Origin of the sequence: Campylobacter sp. S4:11 (assembly GCF_024723695.1) — a bacterium.
GTDB lineage: Bacteria > Campylobacterota > Campylobacteria > Campylobacterales > Campylobacteraceae > Campylobacter_D > Campylobacter_D jejuni_C.
Window position 1 is genome coordinate 65,482 of sequence record NZ_JANQDC010000002.1, and the last position, 22,902, is coordinate 88,383.

The 22,902-nt window shown below is 28.5% G+C and carries 20 protein-coding genes and 2 pseudogenes; 12 read left to right on the forward strand and 10 right to left on the reverse strand.

The window, feature by feature from the left end:
- The first annotated feature begins 123 nt into the window (after nucleotides 1–123).
- The 3 genes from CAMP5053_RS00950 to tpx are packed head-to-tail and all read left to right on the forward strand — an operon-like array spanning nucleotide 124 to nucleotide 3,157.
- Nucleotides 124–1,281, forward strand: coding sequence for a peptidoglycan DD-metalloendopeptidase family protein (locus tag CAMP5053_RS00950; RefSeq protein WP_263726870.1), 1,158 nt, complete (start codon nucleotides 124–126; stop codon nucleotides 1,279–1,281).
- 1 nt (nucleotide 1,282) lies between these two features.
- Complete coding sequence (gene mgtE / locus CAMP5053_RS00955) at nucleotides 1,283–2,626, forward strand: magnesium transporter (RefSeq protein WP_337217096.1); 1,344 nt, start codon at nucleotides 1,283–1,285, stop codon at nucleotides 2,624–2,626.
- Nucleotides 2,627–2,638: 12 nt separating this feature from the next.
- A complete protein-coding gene (gene tpx / locus CAMP5053_RS00960; RefSeq protein WP_337217097.1) occupies nucleotides 2,639–3,157 on the forward strand; it encodes a thiol peroxidase in 519 nt (172 codons plus the stop codon).
- Here the strand turns inward: tpx and CAMP5053_RS00965 are convergent.
- The 4 genes from CAMP5053_RS00965 to waaF all read right to left on the reverse strand — a co-directional run bounded on the left by CAMP5053_RS00965 (nucleotide 3,154) and on the right by waaF (nucleotide 6,859).
- On the reverse strand, nucleotides 3,154–4,539 hold the full coding sequence (locus CAMP5053_RS00965) for a replicative DNA helicase (RefSeq protein WP_087699265.1): 1,386 nt from the start codon (nucleotides 4,537–4,539) through the stop codon (nucleotides 3,154–3,156). The two genes, tpx and CAMP5053_RS00965, sit on opposite strands and share 4 nt — an antisense overlap.
- A 12-nt stretch (nucleotides 4,540–4,551) precedes the next feature.
- Nucleotides 4,552–5,454, reverse strand: a complete 903-nt coding sequence (gene cysK, locus CAMP5053_RS00970; RefSeq protein ID WP_337217098.1) for a cysteine synthase A — start codon at nucleotides 5,452–5,454, stop codon at nucleotides 4,552–4,554.
- A 95-nt stretch (nucleotides 5,455–5,549) separates the two neighbouring features.
- The gene (locus tag CAMP5053_RS00975) at nucleotides 5,550–5,852 is read right to left on the reverse strand and encodes an HU family DNA-binding protein (protein ID WP_039619003.1); all 303 of its coding nucleotides are present in this window, start codon (nucleotides 5,850–5,852) and stop codon (nucleotides 5,550–5,552) included.
- 92 nt (nucleotides 5,853–5,944) lie between these two features.
- Entirely contained in the window at nucleotides 5,945–6,859 is a 915-nt protein-coding gene (waaF, locus tag CAMP5053_RS00980; protein ID WP_337217099.1) for a lipopolysaccharide heptosyltransferase II, read from the reverse strand.
- 52 nt (nucleotides 6,860–6,911) lie between these two features.
- Here waaF and CAMP5053_RS00985 point away from each other — a divergent pair, with 52 nt between their 5' ends.
- Both CAMP5053_RS00985 and CAMP5053_RS08590 read left to right on the forward strand, forming a co-directional pair.
- Nucleotides 6,912–7,727 (forward strand): glycosyltransferase family 2 protein, encoded by an 816-nt coding sequence (locus CAMP5053_RS00985; protein WP_337217100.1) that lies wholly within the window; start codon nucleotides 6,912–6,914, stop codon nucleotides 7,725–7,727.
- A pseudogene (locus CAMP5053_RS08590) lies at nucleotides 7,724–8,467 on the forward strand (glycosyltransferase family 25 protein). The gene CAMP5053_RS00985 and the pseudogene CAMP5053_RS08590 overlap by 4 nt, the downstream one beginning before the upstream one ends.
- On the opposite strand, the gene CAMP5053_RS01000 reads toward CAMP5053_RS08590, so the two are convergent.
- The gene (locus tag CAMP5053_RS01000; RefSeq protein ID WP_337217102.1) at nucleotides 8,460–9,572 is read right to left on the reverse strand and encodes a hypothetical protein; all 1,113 of its coding nucleotides are present in this window, start codon (nucleotides 9,570–9,572) and stop codon (nucleotides 8,460–8,462) included. The pseudogene CAMP5053_RS08590 and the gene CAMP5053_RS01000 sit on opposite strands and share 8 nt — an antisense overlap.
- An 88-nt stretch (nucleotides 9,573–9,660) precedes the next feature.
- On the opposite strand from CAMP5053_RS01000, the gene CAMP5053_RS01005 reads away from it, so the two are divergent.
- Entirely contained in the window at nucleotides 9,661–10,569 is a 909-nt protein-coding gene (locus CAMP5053_RS01005) for a glycosyltransferase family 2 protein (protein WP_337217103.1), read from the forward strand.
- Here CAMP5053_RS01005 and yibB read toward each other — a convergent pair.
- Nucleotides 10,564–11,502: a protein YibB gene (gene yibB / locus CAMP5053_RS01010; protein ID WP_337217104.1), complete on the reverse strand. Its 939-nt coding sequence runs from the start codon at nucleotides 11,500–11,502 to the stop codon at nucleotides 10,564–10,566. The two genes, CAMP5053_RS01005 and yibB, sit on opposite strands and share 6 nt — an antisense overlap.
- 58 nt (nucleotides 11,503–11,560) lie before the next feature.
- Between yibB and CAMP5053_RS01015 the strand changes: the two genes are divergently transcribed.
- Nucleotides 11,561–12,556 (forward strand): capsular polysaccharide synthesis protein, encoded by a 996-nt coding sequence (locus tag CAMP5053_RS01015; RefSeq protein WP_337217105.1) that lies wholly within the window; start codon nucleotides 11,561–11,563, stop codon nucleotides 12,554–12,556.
- Here CAMP5053_RS01015 and CAMP5053_RS01020 read toward each other — a convergent pair.
- The 4 genes and pseudogenes from CAMP5053_RS01020 to waaC all read right to left on the reverse strand — a co-directional run bounded on the left by CAMP5053_RS01020 (nucleotide 12,510) and on the right by waaC (nucleotide 17,161).
- Nucleotides 12,510–13,713: pseudogene (locus CAMP5053_RS01020) on the reverse strand (glycosyltransferase family 2 protein). The gene CAMP5053_RS01015 and the pseudogene CAMP5053_RS01020 overlap by 47 nt on opposite strands.
- A gap of 3 nt (nucleotides 13,714–13,716) precedes the next feature.
- Nucleotides 13,717–15,264, reverse strand: a complete 1,548-nt coding sequence (locus tag CAMP5053_RS01025) for a glycosyltransferase family 2 protein (RefSeq protein WP_337217106.1) — start codon at nucleotides 15,262–15,264, stop codon at nucleotides 13,717–13,719.
- An 8-nt stretch (nucleotides 15,265–15,272) separates the two neighbouring features.
- Nucleotides 15,273–16,145 (reverse strand): lipid A biosynthesis lauroyl acyltransferase, encoded by an 873-nt coding sequence (locus CAMP5053_RS01030; protein WP_337217107.1) that lies wholly within the window; start codon nucleotides 16,143–16,145, stop codon nucleotides 15,273–15,275.
- A complete protein-coding gene (gene waaC, locus CAMP5053_RS01035; RefSeq protein ID WP_337217108.1) occupies nucleotides 16,142–17,161 on the reverse strand; it encodes a lipopolysaccharide heptosyltransferase I in 1,020 nt (339 codons plus the stop codon). Before waaC ends, CAMP5053_RS01030 begins: the two co-directional genes overlap by 4 nt.
- Before the next feature lie 65 nt (nucleotides 17,162–17,226).
- On the opposite strand from waaC, the gene CAMP5053_RS01040 reads away from it, so the two are divergent.
- The 5 genes from CAMP5053_RS01040 to pglJ are packed head-to-tail and all read left to right on the forward strand — an operon-like array spanning nucleotide 17,227 to nucleotide 22,902.
- Nucleotides 17,227–18,006, forward strand: coding sequence for a 3'-5' exonuclease (locus CAMP5053_RS01040; RefSeq protein WP_337217109.1), 780 nt, complete (start codon nucleotides 17,227–17,229; stop codon nucleotides 18,004–18,006).
- Nucleotides 18,007–18,064: 58 nt separating this feature from the next.
- Entirely contained in the window at nucleotides 18,065–19,051 is a 987-nt protein-coding gene (gene galE, locus CAMP5053_RS01045; RefSeq protein WP_039626879.1) for a UDP-glucose 4-epimerase GalE, read from the forward strand.
- Nucleotides 19,045–20,739 carry a BC-type lipopolysaccharide transporter PglK gene (gene pglK / locus CAMP5053_RS01050; protein ID WP_133319731.1) on the forward strand — a complete coding sequence of 565 codons (1,695 nt, stop codon included), beginning with the start codon at nucleotides 19,045–19,047 and terminating at the stop codon, nucleotides 20,737–20,739. Before galE ends, pglK begins: the two co-directional genes overlap by 7 nt.
- The gene (gene pglH / locus CAMP5053_RS01055) at nucleotides 20,736–21,800 is read left to right on the forward strand and encodes a GalNAc-alpha-(1->4)-GalNAc-alpha-(1->3)-diNAcBac-PP-undecaprenol alpha-1,4-N-acetyl-D-galactosaminyltransferase (protein WP_214135956.1); all 1,065 of its coding nucleotides are present in this window, start codon (nucleotides 20,736–20,738) and stop codon (nucleotides 21,798–21,800) included. Before pglK ends, pglH begins: the two co-directional genes overlap by 4 nt.
- 1 nt (nucleotide 21,801) lies before the next feature.
- The gene (gene pglJ, locus CAMP5053_RS01060) at nucleotides 21,802–22,902 is read left to right on the forward strand and encodes an N-acetylgalactosamine-N,N'-diacetylbacillosaminyl-diphospho-undecaprenol 4-alpha-N-acetylgalactosaminyltransferase (RefSeq protein WP_337217110.1); all 1,101 of its coding nucleotides are present in this window, start codon (nucleotides 21,802–21,804) and stop codon (nucleotides 22,900–22,902) included.

Below are 22,902 nucleotides of genomic sequence, written 5' to 3' on the forward strand. Positions count from 1 at the left end.
TGACAATTTATACTCCTTAAAAAGTGTAAAAAATAAATTATATTGTTTTTTCCTTACAAAATTGTAAGAAAAATTAAGTAAAATACAAATTTATGTTTAAATTTTAGAAGGCTTTAAATTATCATGAAAAAAATTTTCATATCTTTACTTATATCGATAAAACTTTTTGCTATTTCAAGCGTTGAAGAGCTTTCTTGGGAAAATGGCAAAACTTTACTTGATTTTTTACAAGATCATTCTATACCACTTAATTTATATTATAATCTTGATACCGAAGATAAAGAACTAAGTGCAGAAATCACAAGTGGTGTTAAATACCAAATGCTTAAAGATGAGCAAGGTGAGCTTGAGCAAGTTTTAATCCCAATTAGTGATGATTTACAAATTCATATTTACAAAAATAATGAAAACAAATTCGTATTAAGTTTTACCCCTATTTCTTACACTAAAGAAAAAAGAACCATTCGCGTAGCTATTAACAACTCAGCTTATCAAGATGTTTATGATGAAAGTGGTAGTGTAACCTTAGCAAGAGCCATGGTAAGAGCTTTTAAAAATAGTGTTAATTTTAAAAATGTTAGAAAAGGCGATAGTGTAGTATTGATTTATGAACAAAAAAGAAGACTAGGAAGACTTTTTGGCGATATTAATATCCAAGCAGCTTTAGCTAATATTAGAGGTAAAGAATATTCTGTATTTTTATATAAAGATTCTTATTATAACGCTCAAGGAAAAGAGCTTGAAAATTTCTTTTTAACTAAGCCTGTTAAATACACAAGGATTTCAGATCGTTTTACCAGAGCAAGATATCATCCTATCTTAAAACGCTATAGAGCGCATTTAGGCATTGACTATGCTGCTCCAACGGGTACTCCGGTTAAGAGCGCAGGAGATGGGACGATTAGCTTTGTTGGAACAAAAGGTGGTTATGGTAAGGTTGTACAAGTAAAGCATGTATCAGGTTATATGACTTTATATGCTCATCTTAGTCGTTTTGCAAAAATCAAACGTGGCCAAAAAGTTAAGCAAGGACAAGTAATTGCCTATGTAGGCTCTACTGGTATGAGTACTGGGCCACATTTACATTTTGGACTTTATCTAAATAACAAAGCAATTAATCCTGAAACCATAGTAAAAATTCCAAAATCAAGCCTAAGCGGTAAAAACAAAGAAGAATTTTTAAAAATGGCAAAAGAGTATGAAAACCGCTTGCAAAGCATTGATGAAAACTATAAAAATCCACCAAAAGAACAAAATATAGAAAATTCTATGGAGCTTTGAGATGATGAATGATTTTTTAGAAGCACAAGAACTTTTAAAAAATATTTCCAAAGATCAAAGCACCTATGAAACCAATGAAGCCCTAAAGACTATCAAAAGATATAATGAAGAGCTTTATTTGCAAACTCTTAAATCTTTTGATACTTATACACTTGCAAATGTAGCTACTATAACACCTGAACATATCTTAGAAGATATTTTAGAACACTTAAGCATTATAAAGATTGCAAAAGCGGTAGAAGAGCTTGAAAGTGATGATGCAACAGATTTGATTAAGCGTTTTGAAGAGCTAAATCCACAAAAAACTTTAGCCGTTTTAAACCGCTTAAGTTCCGAAGATAAAGAAGAAATTTTACGCCTTAAAAATTATGATGAAAATACCGCTGGTGCTTATATGCAAACAGAAATTTTCACAGCTTCTATTGATGAGAGTATAGAAAAGGCTATTAAAAGATATAGAATTTTAAAACACTCAGGACAAGTGGATCAAATTTTTCAAGTTTATATTATAAATAATCAAGGAAAGCTTTGCAATGCTATCAACTTAAGTGATCTTTTGATTTGGGATTTTAAACTAAGTTTTGCAGATATTATTAAAAATAATAGCGAAAAATATAAATGTTATAGCATTAAAGATCATGAAGATATACAAAAGGCTATTGATATAGTAGAAGATTATGATTTGAGTGTTTTAGCGGTTGTAAATGATGATGGAGTGCTTTTAGGTAGAATTACCTATGATGATATTCATGATTTAATCCAAGAAAATGCAACAGAGCAAATTTATAACTTAGCCGGAGTTGATGAAGATGCTGAAGAAGAAAGTGCTTTTAAAGCAGCTAAAGCAAGAGCTTTTTGGCTTATGATCAATCTTACTACTTCATTAATCTCAGCTAATATCATTAGCCTTTTTTCAGGTGAAATAGAACAACTTGTAGCTCTAGCAGTACTTATGCCTATCGTAGCCTCTATGGGAGGCAATACAGGTTCACAAGCTTTAGCAGTAACAGTTAGAAAACTTTCACTCAATGAAGTAGAATTTAAAGACGCTAAAAAAGTTATATTAAGGGAGAGTGGAATTTCTTTGCTTAATGGGCTTATATTTGCTAGTATTATGAGTATTATAGCTTTTATATGGTTTAAAACAGCTCTTTTAGGACTTGTTATAGCCTTATCAATGCTAATTAATCTAGCCTTAGCCGGTTTTGTAGGTTCTTTTGTACCTTTAACTTTAAAAAAGTTTAAAATTGATCCTGCTGTAGGTTCTAGCGTAGTTATTACTGCAATTACCGATAGTTTGGGATTTTTTAGTTTTTTACTTTTAGCAAAAATGATTTTATTATAAAAAAGGAAAATTATGGCAAGCATTATATATAAAGATCAAGAAATAGAACTTATAGGAGATGAGCTAGAAGTTGGCGATACTGCTCCAAGAATAACTCTAAGAACCAAAAACCTCGCCCCAGTAGAAATAGCACCACCAGGAAAAACTCAAATTTTATTAAGCTTTCCTAGTTTAGACACTCAAGTATGCTCCAAACAAGCAAAAGAAACTAACAAAAGATTAGCTTCTATGAAAAATATTGAAGTTATTATTATTAGTATGGATTTACCTTTTGCTATGGATCGTTTTTGTGCTACTGAAGGGGTTGATGATATTATTGTAGCAAGTGATTTTGCTTTTAAAGATTTTGGTACTAATTATGGAGTTTTAATAGGCGATAGTATATTTGCAGGATTATTAGCAAGAGCAGCCTTTGTGGTCAAAGATGGAAAAATAGTGTATAAGCAACTCGTAGAAGAACTAATGGGAAAAATCGATTTTAAGGATTTAGAACTTTTTATGCATAAAAACTATGGTTACCCTTTGAATTAACCTTCAAAGTTTGTAACCACAAAATCTTCTTTTGGAGCTTCAATAAAACATGATTTTTCTTTTAAAAAAAGCAAATCCACATGCCCTACAGGGCCATTTCTATTTTTACCTATAATAAGCTCAGCCTTTTCTTGCACAGGATTTGGCATAAATTTTCTCTCATAAGTTTTACCTTCATTTTTAGCTTTATTTTCTCTTTCTTTTTCTTCTTGCTCTCTATAAACCTCATCTCTATATACAAATAAAATCGTATCCGCATCTTGTTCTATAGCACCACTTTCTCTTAAATCACTAAGCATAGGACGCTTATTTGCTCTACTTTCTAATGAGCGATTTAATTGCGAAAGTGCCACTACTGGCATATTTAATTCTCTTGCTAAAAGTTTTAAACCTCTTGAAATTTCACTCACTTGTAAATGCCTATCATTAAAAGCTGAATTACTCATCATAAGACCGATATAATCTACCACGCAAAGCTCAATACTCTCATCTTGAGCTTTGATTTTGCGTAAAATCGAACGAATATCAGCTATACTAGCATAGCCACTATCGTAAATATAAAGATTTTTTTGTGCATATTCATTACAAGCATCACCTACCCTACTCCACTCATCATCGTTTAAATCTGCGATTAGAATTTTTTGCAAAGGAATGGAAGTTTTTGCGCTGATTAATCTTTGCATGATTTGCGTGGCAGGCATTTCTAGTGAAAACATTACAACACCTTTATTTTGCCTTAGTGTTTTTTCTATAAAATTAAGACAAATTGTAGTTTTTCCCATACCAGGGCGTGCAGCAATGATTACAAGATCGCCAGGTTTAAAGCCTTTTGTCATTTTATTAAGCTCGCTAAAACCTGTATCAAGTCCCAAAATATCTTTGTTTTCTGCTTCTTTTTGCTTTTTAAACTCATCCATAAGTTCAGACATCACCATAGTCATATCCTTAATACTATTACTATTTACACGGTTAGTAAGATTAAAAATCTCTTTGCCTATTTCATCTGAAATTTGAGAAATGCTTTTATCTTCATTTACCCTTGTAGGTATAGTATAAGCAAAATTTAAAAGTTGGCGTCTAATGGACTTTTCTCTTAGCTCATAAGCGTATTTGCTCACATCTGCTATGGAAGTAGTGGCTAAAACTTCAGCTAAAATTTGCTCGTCTACTTTTTTGTGTTTTCTTATAAAACTTGCACTTATAGGCTCGCCTGCATTCACACAAGCTAAAATAGCTTTATAAATATCTTGATGAGCTTTGAGTGAAAAATCATTAATCTCAATATCTGAAGAAATACTAAAAAAAGAATCTTCGCTATATATACAAGAACTTAAAATCGCCCTTTCAAGATCTAAATCAAAATGCTCATTATTTTGACTCATATTCACTCCTAATTATAAATTTGCAAATAAATCAGTTGATAAATACCTCTCGGCTGTATCATTTAGCATAGTCAAGACTTTTTTATCAGGATTTTCTAAAGCAATTTTTATAGCCATATACACATTTGCCCCACTTGAAATTCCTGCCATTATGCCGTTTTTACCAAGCTCTAAGGCTGTATTTATAGCATCTTCATTACTTACACAAACTATCTCATCTATGATTTTTTGATTTAAAATTTTAGGGATAAAATTTGCACCTATACCTTGAATTTTATGACTTGCAGCAATATTTTGGCTCAAAAGTGGTGAAGATGCGGGTTCTAAGGCTATGATTTTGACATTAGGATTATGTTCTTTTAAAATTTCTCCTACCCCACTTATAGTCCCACCTGTACCAAAACCTGCTAAAAAAATATCAAGATCGGGTAAGGCTTTTAAAATTTCTAAAGCAGTATTTTTTCTATGTGTGTTTTTATTGTTGATATTTTCAAATTGACTTACCATAAACGAATTTGGAATTTCACTCAAAAGCTCATTAGCTCTATCAAGCGCTCCTTGCATACCTTTACTTGCTTGAGTAAGCTCTATCTTTGCGCCAAAAAAACTCATCATTTTTCTACGCTCAATACTCATAGACTCAGGCATAGCTATGATAAGTTTAAGCTTTAAGCTTGCGCAAATCATTGCTAAAGCTATACCGGTATTTCCACTTGTGGCTTCTATAATAGTTGTTTCTTGATTGATCTTACCTTCATTTAAAGCTTGTTTTATCATCTCCACAGCCGCTCTATCTTTTATAGAATGACTTGGATTAAAATACTCACATTTAGCATAAAGATTTGGAGCAAATTCTTTTAAAGAAATAATCGGGGTATTACCTATACAATCTAAAATATTATTATAAACTGACATTGTTTTCCTTCTAATTTTTTAAAAACAATATCAAAAGAAAATTAATACTTAACTACGAAGAAAAACGCAAAAGTTAGAAACTTTTGCGCAAAGAATTATTTTTTAGCTTTTTTAGCAGTTTTAGCAGCAGCAACTGCGTCTTTAAGGTTTTTACCTACTTTAAATTTAGCAACTTTAGTAGCAGGTACTTTGATAGTAGCACCAGTGCTTGGTACTCTAGCTTCTCTAGCAGCTCTTTCAGCTACAGAAAATGTACCAAAACCGATAAAGCTAATGCTATCACCTTTAGCTAATACATCAGTAATAGTAGCAATTACTGCATCAGTAGCTGCAGTTGCATCTTTTTTAGTTAGCCCAGCAGTTTGAGCAACTTGAGAAATAAAATCTGCTTTAGTCATAAAAAGCTCCTTGATTAAAAATGATTGTTAAGTTTAACACATTTATCAAGCTTTTGCAAGAGGTTTAAACCAAAACCACAAAGAAAAATATACTAAAAAAATGTTTTTGCTAAATTTATTACCACTTCAGGCTTTAAGTCTTTCATGCATTTGTGGTGTTTTAAAGGACAGATCTTTTGCATACAAGGCATACAAGCTAAATTTAAATGTGCTATGTTAGCATTTTCTTGCCAAGGCGAGGTTTGACTAAATTTAGTCGAGCCAAAAACAGCCACCGTTTTCACCCCATAAACTGCGCCTATATGCATAGGACCACTATCATTTGTGATGAGCAAGTCAAGCATAGAAATATTTTTGCATAAAGTATAAATGCTAGTTTTACCACAAAGATTTTTTACTTTTATGCCTTCTTTTAAAAGAAAATGTTCAATTTCATTACAAATTTCTCTCTCACTTTCCACTCCAAAGATTAAAATTTGATGCGTGGAGCTAAATTCTTTTGCTACCCTTGCAAAATAGCTCGCTTCCCATCTTTTAGCACTTCCAAAATGCGCACCCGGGTTTATACCTAAAATTTTTTGAGTTGATTTTGCTTTTATAGGGAGTTTTAAAGAATTTGAAGTGGCTTTAAAATTTAAGGCTTTTTCTATGAAATTTAAGTATTTTAAGACTTGGTGTTCTTCTTTTAGAATATTTTTATCAAAATAAAATCTTTTTTTTGCTTTGATTAGATTTAAAATGATCTTGCTTGAAAATGCCGAGCGAAACGAAAAAGCTAGATCAAATTTACCAAGGTTTTTTCTAGCTTGTAAAATTTGCCTATATCTTTGCTTTTTATTTTCTACTAAAATTTGAGTATTTTCAAAGCGTTTAAAAAGCTCTGTGCTCACAAAAGAACCATAAAAAGTAAATTTAGCTTGGGGATATTTTTCTTTTATAGCATAAATAGCCGCACTAGCCATCACTGCATCGCCAAGCCAAGTAGGAAGGTTGATAAAAATATTCATGATTTTCCTTAAAAATAAAAGCTATAATTATATCAAAAAATAAAGAGCTAAAATGAATCAAATTTCCATCATATTACCAACTTATAATGTAGAAAAATATATAGCTAGAGCATTAGAAAGTTGTATTAACCAAACTTTTAAAGATATAGAAATCATTGTAGTAGATGATTGCGGTAATGATAAAAGTATAGATATAGCTAAAGAATATGCAAGTAAAGATAATAGGATAAAAATCATACATAATGAAGAAAATTTAGGAACCTTTGCTAGTAGAAATATAGGTGTATTAAATTCAAGCTCACCCTATATAATGTTTTTAGATCCTGATGATTATTTAGAACTTAATGCTTGTGAAGTTGGGCTTGAAAAAATTAAAAATGTAGATATGGTAGCGTTTGATGCATATGTGCATAGAGTGAAATTTAAAAAATTTTATAGATTTAAACAAGATGAGCTTTTTAATAAAGATGATTTTTTAAATTTCTTACTCAATCAAAAGCATTTTTGCTGGAGTGTTTGGGCAAAAGTATATAGGAAAAATTTGATTTTAAAAAGTTTTGAATATCTTGATTTTAAAGAAAAACTTTGTTATGGAGAAGATGTGCTTTTTAACTATATAAATTTTATGATTGGTGAAAGTTTTTTTATATCGCAAGAATGTATATACCACTATGAATTTAATGAAAATGGTAGATATGAAAACAAAAATAAAGAAATTTTATGGCAAAATTACGAGCATAAAAAGCAAAGTTTAAAATGCATTAAAAAATTAACTAATATTTTTCCATATAAGCATTTCAATGAAAAAATATTAGAAGTTTTAGAGAAAGAAATTTTAGGGTTAGAGAGTAGAGTTTGGAAAAAATAAAAGTTTTTATCATCAATCTAGAACGCTCAGAAGATAGAAAAAATTTTATGCAAGAACAAATTCAAAAACTTTTCACATGCAATCCGAATTTAAAAAATCAACTAGAATTTGAATTTTTTAAAGCCATCGATGGTTCTAAAAATGAATATTTGCAATTTAGAAGTCACTTCCCATGGTGGTGTCAATTTGTACTTGGACGCGAACTTAGCGATAGTGAAAAATCATGCTTTGCATCCCATTATAGTTTATGAAAAAAAATGTCAAAAACTTAATAGTCCTATCATCATTTTAGAAGATGATATCGTCTTTAGTGATAAGCTTTTAAACAACTCAAATATCATTGAAAAATTACTAAATAGCAACTATGAATACATAAGATTTTATTACCTTTTTGATAAAAGAATACACCATTTAAATAACAATTTTTACATAAGTTACGAGAATACTGGTGGCACGCAAGGATATTTTATACGCCCAAATGCTGCAAAAAAGTTTGTTAAAAAGGCAAAATATTGGTTTAAGCCCGTAGATGATTATATGGATATGATTATTATAATAAAATGCAAAACATCATCTATAAACCATTCTTACTTGACTTAAATCATGTAGAAACTACCATAACACAAAGAAAAAAGAAACTTAATATACCTTCCAAAATTATAAGAGAGGTTATAAGATTTTACTTTTTGATTTTAAAATTTATATACAATATGATAATACCTACAAAAATTGTCAAATAGCAATAAAAAATCTAAAGTATTTTCTTATATTTTTTGCTTTTAATCTAAAATTAAAAAATAATCTTGCAATTCTAAATTCTTTCTTTCTCATCATTTTCCTATAGCTAGCTATTTGGTGATTTTTATAGCTAAGAATCTCGGCTATAAATCTTAAAATATTTTCAATTTCTTCTTTATTAATATTATATAACTGATAATTTTCATTGTAATTTTGTTTATCTTTTGGCAAGAATAATATTTTTTTATGCGGAAAAAAAGTTTTCTTAACATACTCATTTGATTGTTTAAAGTAAGATTGATACAAAAACATAATTTCTTTTGGTGGAAAAAATTTTAATACATCAGTAGTAGATTTTGAAAAATACTTATCCACGAATAATAATATATCCTCATATCTCATTTGATAATCATCCGCCCAAGCATTAGATTGATTAATAGCCTTAACCAATTCTATACCCAAAATATTTAGCGAACCGTTGCTATTTTTAGGAATTTTAAATTCTTTATTCCATTTTAACTTAAGAGAATTTGTAAAATCCTCTATTAAACTATTATTGATAAAATCATTTTTACTAAAAAGCCTGACAATCAGCTTATCTTTTGAAAAAATTTTCTCATATCGTAAAATAGTTTTTTTATAATTGCATAAATCTAATGCTTTTTTATTATTCCATGGCTCTAAAAACATAAAATCAGCATAGTGATTATCTTTAATAGCTTGAGAAGACATTGAAAGATACAACTCCGAAGGTTCTCTTAAATATATTAAAATATAAATATTTTGAAAACCAATATTTTCAAAAAAATCTTTCATTTTTTTTACATGTCTTATAGTGTTAAATTTCCATTGTATATTCTCAGCAGAAATAATCACATTAGAACATTTAAATTTAGAAAGTTCTTTTTTAAATGCTTTGATTTTGCAAATCTGATTATTTTCTATTATATCTACAATTACATTATGATCATTCAGTATACCTTTATTTTTAATAGAAATAGGATATAAAAAATCATTTTTTATTAACAACTCTCTATTAAAAAATAAAAAATCTTGAATAGTTGATGTGCCAGTTTTCATTGTGCCTATATGTAAATATAAGTTCATAATTATGATATGCCTTTATTTAGTAAATGTTTTGTATATTTTATCATATTTTGATATAATATATTGGTATATAAAATTTAGGATAAAAATGAGTCAAATTTCCATCATACTACCAACCTATAATGTGGAAAAATATATTGCTAGAGCATTAGAAAGTTGCATTAACCAAACTTTTAAAGATATAGAAATCATTGTGGTAGATGATTGTGGAAGCGATAAAAGTATAGATATAGCTAAAGAATATGCTAGTAAAGATGATAGAATAAAAATCATACATAATGAAGAAAATTTAAAACTTTTAAAAGCAAGATATGAAGGTGTTAAAATAGCAACTTCGCCTTACATCATGTTTTTAGATCCTGATGATTATTTAGAACTTAATGCTTGTGAAGAGTGTATTAAAAATTTAAATACCAATATTGAAATGATTTGTTTTAATACATATATCGTAAATGGAACAAAAACTCCTATTAAAAACCACTCTATTGACATCTACTCAATAAAAGATTACCTTATTTATCTAATCAATAAAGATAACTTTATATGGAATGCATGGAGCAAGTTATTTAAAAAAGATATTTTATTGAAAGCTTTTAATGATCTTGATTTAAGAAATAATAAAATTACAATGGCCGAAGACGCCTTAATTTTTGCAAGTTACACTAAAAATATAACAAAAATCAAAACAATTTCAGAATGCTTATACAACTACAATTGTGAGAATATCAATTCAACTACAAATCAAAAAAATATCAGCAAAATAAAAAGTTATCTTAAAGATTTAGAATACTGCATTCAAAAACTTTCTGCTTATAATTACAATACTCATCACTATTTATTCTGTCAGTATGTTATCAGTTGTCTTCAAATTCATAAATATGACTTGTATTATAAAAATATAGCCAAAAATTTTATTCACAAATTCATTTTAAGACTACAACGAAAAAAAATAAAAAAATTTAGAAAAAATATCTTTTATAAAATAAAGAATCTATAGTTCTATATATTTTTTGTTGATAAATTTATAATAAAAATATTTAAAGTATAATCTTGATTTATTATATAAATTTATATTTTTTTTATTTTTTATTTCTTCTTTAATTAGTTTATAATATTGGCTATTTTTTCTTTTGAATAGAATAGTATTTTTGATTTCTTTAGGTATGAAATTAAACAACGAGTCAAACCATTCATAACATCTAACTATATTATAGTTTTGTGGATAATTTCTTGTACACCACAAAAACATAATTTGATCATCGTCTACTATGTTAAACGATAAAAAACACTGCATACATTCATACAAATTTTTTTTAAAACTACTCCAAGCTCTATTGCTCCCATATATTAAACCACCTATTAAAAATGGTTCCATATTATAATAAATTTCAGGAATAGTGTTTGCTTCTTGATCTTTTATAGAAAAAAAGTTGATTTTATCGTTAATTATATTTTCTTGTTTTTCAAGTAAAAAACGAAACTGGTCTTTGTTAATAAAAAAGCTATCACCATGATTAAAACCAAAGTCAAGCCACATTATATTTTCACTCACAATACCTCTTTCTATTGCGTCACAAATAAAAAAGGGTTTTAGGTACATAAGATAGCAATATAGCGGGGAAATACACTCTATATTGTTAGGGTTTTTACGATGTAAAGCTTGATTGTAATTCTTAAATGTCTCTTTGATTTTATTTAAAGTTTGGAAATCAAATTCATTTAATTCTTTTACAATAATTGTAGTTTTACCCTCTAAATGATGTTGCTTTCTTTTTTCTAAAATCAATTCTTTCATATCTTCTGTGGTATAAATAACCACATAATTTTTAAGTCCTGACCAAAAATCAAAATAAGATAAATACTGATCATTACCCCTTGTAGTTCTACCAATATTATAAAAAGCTGTAACAATAGTAATTTCATTTTGCATATAATATACCTTGATTATTTTTGATATTATATCAAAAAAAACTTTTTAGGAATTTATTATGCAAATATACCAAAACAACCACTTGCTTTATAATAATTTAACAAAAAAACTAAGTTCGCTTGTGCCTATAAAACCAATAAGAAGAAAATTAAGAAATCATATCCAATATAAGTTAGAACACCCTAAAGTAGCTAGTTATCTTTCAAAAAACTATGTCAATCCTTTTTTAGAAGGAAAAATTCCTCATTTTGATTTTGAAAAAAAACATCATTTTAAAAACGATAAAATCATTTGGCAATTTTGGTACCAAGGTAAAGATCAAGCCTCACCTATGGTACAACAATGTTTCAATTCAGTGCAAAGTCAAATGAAAGATGATTACACAATCATCATTTTAGATAAAGATAATATAAAAGATTACCTTGATTTTCCACCATATGTTATAGAAAAATTAGAAAATAATTTTTTTGGAGAAAAAACTATAACTTTTTTTTCAGATCTTTTAAGAGTATGCTTGCTTGCAACTTATGGTGGCATATGGTGTGATGCAAGTATATTTTTAAGCTCTAAAATTCCTAATGAGCTTTGTGATAAAGACTTTTTTACCTTTGAAAGATCAAAAACAAAACCTAGTAAAGAAAAATTGAAAAAATTTATCAAAAGTGGATATTTTTCTTATGGATATTTTAATTGGAATGATGATTTTAAAGTTAAAATACTAAATAGTTTTATAATCTCAAAATCACATCACAAAAATATTCAAGCTATGAAAGGCATACTTATATATTATTGGTTAAATGAGAAAAATTCTAATAACTTTTATTATTTTACTTTTCAAATTATCTTTGAACTTTTAAAAAAACATGGCTTTACAAATGATACTTATAAAAACATGAGTGATATAGAATGCCATTTATTACAATTTAGCGCCAAAGAAAAATTTAATCCAACTCTTTGGGAAGAAATTCAAAAACAAAGTTTTTTACACAAACTCACGCATTTTAAATCTATAAAAAAAGATTCAATGATAGATAAAATCGTCTTGCAAAGTTGATTTTATCTAAAAATACCTTTTATTTTTTGGCAAATCTTCCAAAGATCATAAGGGATTTTTGTCTGGATAAAAGGTTTTATTATAGGTAATTTTTCCTTTAAATTTAAAGGATCTTTTTTAAATTTTTTAATCATCAAAGCCTTTTTTACATAAAAAGGCAAAAAAGCCTCTTTTATGGCTTGAGAATTTTCACTTTTTTGATCTTTAAAAAACTCTATCAACTCTAAAGCTGTTATCATCCTACTTGCTGCTTTTAAATAGTTTTTTGCCTCTTTAGCATTTTCTCCAAAAAATTCATACAAGTCTTTAAAATACTCTGATACATTTGCCTTTGTAACTTTTTTATCATGATTTGATATGCTATTTGCTCTCAAACGGCATAAGTACAATCTTTTTGGCAAAATATAAATATGATTAGCACTCGCAAACAAAACCATGCCAAAATGAATATCTTCATTGATAATTTTGTTGATAAATTTAAGTTTTAGTTGTTTTAAAAATGAAAAATCTATCATACCGCCCCAACTAAATGAAATATCCCTAGAACCTACTTTTATAGCTTGCTTAACATAGTCTCTTGGAGTGATAGTGCATTCTTGAGTAAAATTAAATATATTCATCCTTGTCTTTTGGCCTTTATCTTCTATACCATCATCATAAATACAAGCATGATCAAACCACAATACATCTACATTTTGCATTCTTACAAAACACTCTTCTATGCAGTTTAACTCCCAATAATTATCAGAATCTAAAAAGATAATATAATCAATCTTTGGAATTTCTAATTTACTATCAACTAAAACATTTTTGTGCTTATAAATTTTATAAATATTTTGCGGATTATTGCCAACAATCTTAAAAATATTTAATTCATTTTCTTTTTCAATATGTTGTATTTCATATTCACCATAAAAAAATTCTATACCTACATTTCTTGCACTACTTAAGCCACCATTTTTTTTATCAAAAAGAGTTATTCTTTTATCTTTTAAAGTGTATTCTTTTGCAATATTGAGTGAGTTTTCATCTGTACTACCATCATTTACTAGTATGATTTCTAAATTAGTATAAGTTTGATTGATTACACTATCTAAACATTCTTTTAGATATTTTTCTACATTGTATATGGGGATTACTACGCCTACTTTTTTCATGCTTTATCTCCAAGTTATTTTTTCATTTTTTATAGTTTCAAGATAAATTTGATGATTGATTTCAAGCATATTTTTGCTATTTTCTTCATGGTAAATATGATAAGCTAGGGCATTAAATTTAAGTCTTTTAAACACTCCATTATTAAATAAAAATCTAGCTACAAACTCACTATCTTCCCTGCCCCAACCTATAAATTTTTCATTAAATCCTTCAATGGCTTCAAAATCACTTTTATAAAAACTCATATTGCAAGTTTTACTACCTTTAACAAGCTGTGATTTTTTAAAAAATTTCTTAGTTAGTTTTGAAAATTTATATATACATTGAGCTAAAAAAGTATTTCTTTGATTTTTAAAACCTTTTTTATTAAATGTCAAACTAAAATCATTTTTGCTTAAAAGTTCTTTGCTTTCATTTTCATTTAAAATAGTTCTTGAGCCTTGCAAAATAGTCTTTAAACTAGCAAATTTTAAATGATCACCGATGAAGTTTTTTTCTAAAATCATATCTCCATCGATTAAAACAATATATTCACTATTTGAAGCTCTAATCGCTTTGTTACGACTTGCCGCAGCACGAAACCCCTCATCTTCTTGCCAAATATGCTCCAACTTACAAGGAAAATCTTTTTGATAAGCTTGTATAAGCTTAGCTGTATCTTCCCTACTTCCATCATCAGCTATTAAAACCTCATCTGGTAAAGGTTCTAAGTTTTTAACGCTATCAAGCACCAAAGCAAGTCTTTCTTTTTGATTATAGGTTGTAATGATTAAAGCGCAAGTTTTTGGCTTTTGCTTTTTTAACTCATATAATTTCATATATTTAAAAAAAGCTCCAAGGCCATTGCAAGTACTTATAATAAAGCCTTTATAGCCATAAAAAATTCCCTTTTTTAAAACATAATTTCTAAAAAAAGTCCAAATTCCTCTTAACAATGCCTTGCAAATGCTACTTTCTTTATGTAAATTTTGCAAAGCCCAAAGTTTAGAGTATTTTTGAAGTTTATCTAACAAACCATCGATATCTTCAAAAGCAAAATGCCTCAAACCATTTTGCAACTTAATTTTTTTACTATCTTTATGTAAAATCAAACTCTCATGCACTAAATTTTCATTAAAACTAGTATGGGTTTTATTAAACACACGCATTACATAATCAGGCCACCACCCACAAGCTTTAATCCACTCTCCATTATATAAATTTTCTCTTGGTAAAGCTATGATATCTTCTTTATTAGGCTCAATTTGCCCTAACTCTTGTAAAAATTCTTTCTTAGCAAGCTCATCTGCGTCAATATTAAAAATCCAATCATTACTAGCATAACTTATGGCTAAATTTTTCAAAGGTCCAAAACCTATAAATTTATGCTGATAAATCTTGATATTTTTATAACTTTTACTAAACTCATAAGCAATTTTCAAAGTATCATCATTACTATCATTTTCTATTAAAACTATCTCGCCAAATTCTTGCAAAGATTCCAAGCAAGCTTTTAAAGTTTTTTGAGCATTTTTAACAATCATTATTACACTAATTTGCTTTAAATCCATTTTATATCCTATAAATACAACTCATGATTGTATCTTTTAAATCTCTTATGAAAGAAAAAATACTCATCAGGTTTAAATTTAATCATCTCTTCACAACACTTTGCTTGATACTTAGTAAGCTCTTCTATACTTACCTTACTTGCATCTAAAGCCTTAAAAGTTTTTACAAAAAATTTCTCATCTTTTTGATACACAAAACAAGGTAAAACCATCGCTTGTGTTTTTTTAGCAAGCACACTTGCACCTGCTATGAAATTTACTTCTTGATTAAAATATTGTATTTTTACACTTTCACTATCCACTGCATCTTGATCGGTTAAAATTCCAAGCGATCTGCCTTCTTTTAAGGCTTTTAGCATTTTTTTAAGCCCGCCTTTTTTTTCTATAAGTTCTATATTAAATTGCGTGCGATTTTTACTTAAAATTTTATCCATTATCACGCTATCAAGCGCTCTTCCAACTATGGAAATTCCTTGAAATTTAGCTCCAAAAGACAAAGCTAAAAGTTCCCAATTGCCATAATGAGCCGTAGTTACGATCAAGGGTCTTTTACTTTGCATTATATTTAAAATTTGCTCCTCATCATCAAAGTAAATTTTATTGATGATTTCTTCTTTGCTTGCATTTTGATTTTTAATAAAATCAATCCCAAATTTAGCAAAATTTTTATAAATATTAAGACTAGTTTCATCACGCCATTTTTGATCTTTTTCAGGAAAGCAAATTTTTAAGTTTGTATCAATGATTTTGCGGTGTTTGTGATTAAGTCTGTAAGTGATTAAAGCAACCAAATTTGCAAAAGAGTTTAAAAGTCTTGAAGGTAAAATCTTCACAAGAGTTTTTAATATATAAAAAAGGCTTAGATATACATAATTTATCATTTTTCTAAAAGCTCACAAGCAAGTTTAAAAATATCTTTTTCATCGATATTTTGTATGCAAAAATCACTCTTATCTATATGTTTTGAATGCAATATTTTTTTACCTGCATTGATCGTTTTGTTGATATTTGTTTCATAAGCATTTCTTTGACTAGGAGTAGCGCCAAAAATCGTTATAGAAGGCTTGTTTAATGCAAAGGCTAAATGAGTAGGCCCGCTATCATTTCCGATAATCAAATCACTTGCCTTAGTTAAAGCGCAAAGCTCACTTAAGCTTAATTTTGGCGCAAGTTCTATTTTCAAATGCTTTAAATTTAAAACTATATCTTTAGCAAAATTAAACTCATTAACATTACCCCAACCAAGCATGATTTTTGCACTAGTAAAATACTCTAAAAGCATTCTACAAAGTAGTATCAAACGCTCTTTTGGGTAAATTTTATTAGGCATAGATGAGCCTACATGTATAAGTATATTTGGCGTACTTTCATTTAAAGAAAGTCTTTGTTCTAGCTCTTCTTTTAACTCATCATCTACGCTAAAACAACTTTGTTTTAACTCTATATCGCTATGATCAAAATGCTCATTTAGCACATAAGCTACCAAAGAAAGATTACGTACGATAATATTTTCTTCATAATTACACGCAAATTTATGTGTATAAAAATTGCTCGCAAAGCCCTCTTTGATACTTTCTTGATCAAAACCAAAAGTATTAGCACATAAAAATTTACTTACCAAAGCAGATTTAATCAAACCTTGCAAGTCAATCACAACATCATATTTGTTTTGCCTTGCTTCAAAAAGCATAGTAAAAACTTCTTTGAATTTTCTATCTTTTAAAGGCAGGGCATATACTTCATTGATCATTGGATGATCTTGCAATAATCCTGCAAATCTTGCATCTACAAACCAATCAATACTCGCCTTAGGATAGTGCTTTTTAATAAATTGTAAAACAATTACCGCATGGATGATATCTCCAAGTGCGGATAATTTAACCAAACCTATTTTCATATACTACTTTATTTTTAAATTTTCTGTTATGATTTTAACAAAGATTTTTTAAAAAAAGGTTTATCATGCAAGAATATATTTGCGTTTTTGATTGTGAGAGCATTCCTGATGTAGAATTGATAAAACATCTTTATGATTTTAATGGCGATGATTTAAGCATTAGCAAGCAAGCTTTAGAAAGACAAAAAGAAGAAAGTGGAAGTGAATTTTTACCCCTACCTTTTCATAAAGTTGTAAGCATTTGTGCAGTGATTGCAGATAAATTTGGAAATTTCATCAAAGTCAATAAAATCAAAGGCGAAAATGAACAGCAAATGTTAGAAGAGTTTTTTAACTTCATAGATAAACACCAACCCCGCCTTGTAAGTTTTAATGGTAAAAGCTATGACATGCCTTTGCTTGTTATAAGAGCATTAAAATACAATATCAACGCAAGTGCTTATTTGGACGCAAGCGATAAATGGAATAACTACAAAAGCAAATTTGTAGAAAATAAACATTGTGATTTATTAGAATCTTTAGGAAGTTTTGGTCAAAAAGGATTAAGACTTGACACGCTTTGCGCTATGGCAGGACTTCCTGGAAAGTTTGATGTGCATGGAAATGAAGTATTAGAACTTTTTTATCAAAACAAATTAGAAAAAATTCACGAATATTGTGAAAGCGATGTGTTAAACACCTATATGCTATTTTTAAAATACGAACTCATCAAAGCTAATTTAACCCAAGAAGATTATCTTAATATTTTAGAAAATTTCAAAGAAGAACTTTTGCAAAAACACAGCGATAAAAGCTATCAAAAGCCATTTTTAGAAGCCATAGAAAAAGAAAAGAGCAAGTTTTAAATTAATTAAGAAAAGTATATTAAAATAACTATTATTAAATATCACAAAAAGGATAAAAATGAAAATTTTAATCACCGGTGGCGCAGGATACATAGGCTCTCATACTTTAAAACAATTTTTAGAAACAAATCATGAAATTTGTGTATTAGATAATCTTTCAAAAGGCAGTAAAAAAAGTTTAGATGAACTTTCTAAAATCAGACCTTTTAAGTTTTTTGAGCAAGATTTAAGCGATTATGCTGGGATTAAAAAACTTTTCAAAGAAGAAAAATTTGATGCGATTGTGCATTTTGCAGCTAGCATTGAAGTTCCTGAAAGTATGGAAAATCCTTTAAAATACTATATGAACAATACCGCAAACACAAGTAATCTAATCCAAACTTGTTTAGAAACAGGTGTGAAAAAATTCATTTTTTCTTCAACCGCAGCGACTTATGGAGAGCCACAAACTCCTATCGTAGATGAGCAAAGTCCATTAGCACCGATTAATCCTTATGGACAAAGCAAACTAATGAGTGAAAAAGTCTTACAAGATGCTAATATGGCTAATCCTGAATTTAAATATTGCATTTTAAGATACTTCAATGTAGCAGGTGCTTGTATGAGTTATCCTATAGGACAACGCTATCCAAAAGCTACTTTGCTCATCAAGGTTGCTGCTGAAGTAGCCACAGGAAAAAGAGAAAAACTTTATATTTTTGGCGATGATTATAATACTAAAGATGGCACTTGTATTAGAGATTTTATCCATGTTGATGATATTTCAAGTGCGCATTTAGCTGCTTTAGAATACTTAGAAAACAATGAAAGTAATATTTTCAATGTAGGCTATGGACATGGCTTTAGCGTAAAAGAAGTTATTGAAACTATGAAAAAAGTAAGTGGGGTAGATTTTACAGTAGAACTTGCACCAAAAAGAGCTGGGGATCCTTCTGTGCTTATTTCAAATGCGGATAAAATCAAAACTCTAACCAACTGGAAACCAAAATATGATGATTTAGAATTAATCTGCAAAAGTGCTTATGAGTGGGAAAAGCAGTGTTAAAAAAACTTTTTTTCATACTCAATGCTCATGATAAGAAATTTTTATTTGCTTTGCTAATTTTTTCTATTTTTATAGGATTTATAGAAAGCTTTGCTATTTCTTTAATCATGCCTTTTGTATCGGTAGCGAGTAATTTTGAGCTTTTAGAAAAAAGTTCCTATTTTCAACCTATATATGAGTATTTAAATTTACCAAGTTATAAGATTATTGCTTATTTTGGCTGTATATTAATCGCCTTTTATATTTTTAGAGCCTTTTTAAATGCCTTTTATTTTCATTTGCTTGCGCGTTTTTCTAAAGGGCGTTACCACAGCCTTGCTTGTCGTATTTTTGATAAATACCTACACCTTGAATATGAAAATTTTACTAACAAAAATCAATCAGAACTTTTAAAAACTATCACTCAAGAAGTATTTCATTTAAGCACTTTAATTAGTGCTTTTTTACTTATGCTAAGTGAAAGCTTTGTGGTGTTTTTACTTTATACTTTATTGCTAATTATCAACTATAAAATCACCCTAGCTTTAAGTGCTTTTTTACTTTTAAATGCTTTTATTTTGATTAAAATCCTCTCACCCTTGGTAAAAAAAGCTTCCATAGCTAGAGAAGAGGCGATGAAAAATTATTTTGAAATTTTAAATGCAAATTTAAACAACCTTAAAATCATCAAACTTAAAACCAAAGAACAAAGCACACAAAAACTTTATGAAATTCAAAGTGGGCTTTTTGCCAAAGCAAACATTAGCAATGAAAGCATGTCAAGCATTCCTAGAATTTACCTTGAAGGTATAGGTTTTTGTATGCTTTGTTTTATTGTGGTGTATTTAGTTTTAAGATATGAAAGTGATATTTCATCTATCTTAGCAACTATTACTATTTTTGTGGTGGCTCTTTATAGGCTTATGCCAAGTGCTAATCGTATCATCACAAGTTATAATGAAATCACATATTATAAAAACTCTTTAGATATTATTTATAACATGCTTAATGAAAAAGAAGAAAAGCTAGGTGATGAAAGTATTGAATTTAAAGAAAAAATCGTTTTGAAAAATCTTTTCTTTGCTTATAAGGGTAAGAAAAATTTATTTAAAAATTTAAATTTTGAGCTTAATAAAAATGAAAAAATCGCTTTTATAGGTAAAAGTGGAAGTGGTAAAAGTACTTTAGTTGATCTTATCATAGGACTTTTAAAACCAAGTGATGGAGCTATTTTTGTAGATGGAATTAAGCTTGATGAGAGCAATATAAAAAGTTTTAGAAGTAAAATTGGCTACATACCTCAACAAATTTATCTTTTTAATGATTCTATTGCTAAAAATATTAGCTTTGGAGAAGAAGTAGATGAAGCGCTTTTACACAAAGTGATCAAACAAGCTAATCTTGAAAGCTTTGTAAATTCACTTGAAGATGGAGTGCATACTAAGGTAGGTGATTCAGGTTCGTTTTTAAGTGGAGGCCAAAGACAAAGAATAGCCATAGCAAGAGCACTTTATCAACAACCTGAAATTTTAGTTTTAGATGAAGCAACTAGTGCTCTTGATCAAGAAAGTGAAGCAAAAATCATGGAAGAAATCTATAAAATTTCAAAAGATAAAACCCTCATCATCATAGCCCATAGGCTCTCAACTATACAAGGTTGTGATAGAGTATTTGAAGTAAAACATGGGCATTTAAAGGAACAAGTATGAAAATCACTTTCATCATAGCTACTTTAAATTCAGGCGGTGCTGAAAGAGTATTAGTCACTTTAGCTAATGAACTTTGCAAAAATCATGAAATAAATATTATTAAATTTCACAAAGAAGACTCTTTTTACAAGCTTGAGCCAAAAATCAAACTTTTTACCCTAGAGCAGTTTGACTTTTCCACTCTTTATAATAAAATAGCCTCACGCATTAAAAAATTCAAAGCCTTAAAACAAGCACTTAAAGACCACAAAAGCGATGTTTTTATCTCATTTTTAGATACAACTAATATTGCTTGCATTTGGGCAAATAAAGGCTCCAATATACCTTTAATTATTAGCGAGCATAGCTCTTATACTTATTTAAAATCTAAAATTTGGAAGTTTTTACGCCGTATAAGTTTTCCTCATGCAAATGCTCTAACTGTGCTAAGTAATGATGATAAAAATTACTATGAAAACTTTGTTAAAAAAGTTATCAATATGCCAAATCCTTGTCATTTTAGCCCTATTAAAGAAAATTTAGAAAAAGAAAATAATGTCATTTTTGTAGGCAGACTTGATCATAATAAAAATGCTTCTATGTTTTTAAAAGCCATAGCAAGACTAGATACAAATTTACAAAAACAATACAACTTTTTCATAGCAGGCGATGGAGAATTAAGACAAGATTTAGAACAAGAAGCCAAGAATTTAAATATCAAAGTTAATTTTCTAGGTAAAGTTGAAAATATGCAAGAACTTTATAAAAAAGCAAAAATAATCTGCCTTTGCTCTTTCATAGAAGGCTTGCCAACGGTTTTGCTTGAAAGTTTATATTATCAAGTAGCACGCATTAGCACTAAATACACAAGTGGCCATAAAGATTTAATTGATGATGGAAAAGATGGATTTTTGGTAGATTTAGATGATGAAAAAGCTTTAAGCGAAAAACTCGCCCTTTTAATGCAAGATGAAAATTTAAGAAAAACACTAGCGCTTAATGCACAGCAGCGATGTAAAGATTATGAAGTGACCAATGTAGCACAAAAATGGCTTGATTTAATCAAAGAAGTAAGGGTTTAAAATGAAAAAACTAGCAATTTTTATTTATTCTTTAGGAAGTGGTGGCGCTGAAAGGGTTGTATCTACGCTATTACCTGTGTTAAATTTAAAATATGAAATACATTTAATTTTAATGAATGATAAAATATCATATGATATTCCTGAAGTTAATATCCACTACCTTGAAAAATCAAATCCAAGTGAAAGTAACTTAGCTAAATTTTTAAAACTACCCTTGCTAGTTATAAAATACAAAAAGCTTTGTGAAGATTTAAAAATCAATTTGCAATTTGTATTATTAAATAGACCTAATTATATTGCGTTAATGGCAAAATCCCTGGGACTTAAATCAACCCTTATTATCAATGAATGCACCACTCCAAGTGTAATTTATAAATATAATAATCTAAATTCTTTTATCAATAAATTTCTTATTAAAAAACTTTATAACAAAGCAGATTTAATCTTAGCAAATTCTATAGGAAACAAAGAAGATTTAATACAAAATTTCAATATAGAGGCTAAAAAATGCGATATTTTATACAATGCCATAGACTTAGAAAACATTATAGAAAAATCTAAAGAAAAAATAGACTTTAAAGATCCTTTTATATTAAGCGTTGGTAGGCTTGATCGTGGTAAAAATCATGCTATGCTTATAAGAGCTTATGCAAAGGTTAAAACTGATTTAAAATTAGTCATTTTAGGCGAGGGCATTTTAAAAGATGAGCTTTTAGCTTTAATAGAAACTTTAAATTTAAAAGATAAAGTCTTTTTACTAGGTTTTGATAAAAATCCTTATAAATACATGAGCAAATGTGACTTTTTTGCTTTTGCTTCAAGTTTTGAAGGCTTTTCTAATGTTTTAATCGAATGCCTAGCTTGTAATACTGCCGTACTTTGCACTGATCATAAAAGTGGCGCAAGGGAGCTATTTTTAGATGATGAGTTTGGACTTTTAGTAAAAGTAGATGATGAAAAAGCCATGCAAGAAGGCTTAGAGAAAATGTGCAATGATGAAGCATTAAAAGCTTCATATAGACAAAAGGCTTTTTTGCGTGCAAAAGAATTTGATAAAATTAGCATAGCAAAGCAATTATTTGAATTTTTCAACAAGGCATAA